This is a genomic window from Microbacterium sp. (genome assembly GCF_026393345.1).
In the GTDB taxonomy this organism is placed as follows: Bacteria; Actinomycetota; Actinomycetes; order Actinomycetales; family Microbacteriaceae; genus Microbacterium.
Genome location: NZ_JAPLAI010000073.1, coordinates 1 through 1,577 on the forward strand (window position 1 = coordinate 1; position 1,577 = coordinate 1,577).

Consider the following 1,577-nt stretch of genomic DNA (forward strand, 5'->3'; position numbering starts at 1 on the left):
CGGCGACAGTGACCCGATCCCTGCCGGGGCAGGGCATCGTCCCCTCGGAGGCGTGCGGGTCCTCGACCTCACCCGCGTCCTCGCCGGACCCACCGCCGCACGAACCCTCGCCGAACACGGCGCACACGTCCTCCGCATCGCGAGTGCCGTACACCGGGATGTCGGACCGATGCCCCGGGACACGGGGCACGGGAAACGCTCTACGATGCTCGATCTTCGCGTCGCTTCCGACATTGCGGCGCTGCGTCGCCTGGTCGAGGGCGCGGACGTGTTCTCCCAGGGATACCGACCGGGCGCGATTGCCAGACTCGGTTTCTCGCCGGAGGAGCTCGCGACGATCCGTCCCGGCATCATCTCCCTCTCCATCTCCGCATACGGTGAGACCGGCCCCTGGCGCGGCATGCGCGGCTTCGACAGCGTCGTCGAGGCGGGTGACGGCACCGCGGACGAGGAAGGAGGGGCTGACGGCGGCGAGCCGCGTCTCATCCCGGCGAGTCCATTGGACTACACGACGGGGTATCTGGCGGCGTTTCTCGTGCAGGTCGCGCTGGAGCGGCGCGCCCGTGAGGGCGGCAGCTACCACATCGAGCTCTCGCTCGCCCAGACCGGCCGTTATCTGAACGACCTGCCTCGAGTCGATGCCGCAGCGGCAGCCGGGCGCGCGCCCGAGCTGCCCAAAGCCCGGCTCGTGACACTCCGTACGGCCGGCTGCGCTATCTGAAGCCGGCTGCCGAGATGTCGCTGACGGCGCCACGGTGGAGTCGTCCGACGGTGCCGCTGGATCATGACGCTGCGCAATGGTGACCCCGGGCTCACACGGCGGGGGTCGCCATCACCACTGCGGGCGGTCGTTGTCGACCGGCACCGTGGGAAGCTCCCACCGTGCCGGAGTCGCAGAGAGCCGGGCTGCGGGCTTGAGGTACTTCAGCATGCCGTAGGGGGTGTCGCGCTCGACGAGCAGTTCGTCGAGCCGGGCTTTGGGCAGCTCGGGCGCGCGCCCGGCTGCCGCTGCGGCATCGACTCGAGGCAGGTCGTTCAGATAACGGCCGGTCTGGGCGAGCGAGAGCTCGATGTGGTAGCTGCCGCCCTCACGGGCGCGCCGCTCCAGTCCGAATATGCCTCCCATCTCCTCCGCCACGCCGCTGGCGGCCTGGACGACACTGTCGAAGCCTCGGCTGTCGCCCCACGGTCCCACCACACCGAATGCGGAGATGGAGAGGGAGATGATGCCGGGACGGATCGTCGCGAGCTCTTCCGGCGAGAAACCGAGTCTGGCAATCGCGCCCGGTCGGTATCCCTGGGAGAACACGTCCGCGCCCTCGATCAGGCGACGCAGCGCACCGGCGCCTTCTGTCGTGCGCAGATCGAGCACTGTGGACCGCTTCCCGTGCCCGGTGTCGCGGACCATCGGCGCGACGTCCGGGTAGAGCGGGGATGCGATGCGGAGGACGTGTGCGCCGTGTTCGGCGAGGGTTCGTGCGGCGGTGGGTCCGGCGAGGACGCGGGTGAGGTCGAGGACCCGCACGCCTCCGAGGGGACGATGCCCTGCCCCGGCAGGGATCGGGTCACTGTCGCCG

General features: G+C 70.3%; 2 protein-coding genes. One reads left to right on the forward strand and one right to left on the reverse strand.

Annotation, left to right across the window (positions count from 1 at the left end; genetic code table 11):
- The first annotated feature begins 52 nt into the window (after positions 1-52).
- Entirely contained in the window at positions 53-721 is a 669-nt protein-coding gene (locus NT132_RS14205; RefSeq protein ID WP_297790187.1) for a CoA transferase, read from the forward strand.
- Positions 722-832: 111 nt separating this feature from the next.
- On the opposite strand, the gene NT132_RS14210 is transcribed toward NT132_RS14205, so the two are convergent.
- Positions 833-1,577 (reverse strand): CoA transferase (locus NT132_RS14210; protein WP_297790185.1); only part of this gene is annotated, 745 nt, incomplete at its 5' end.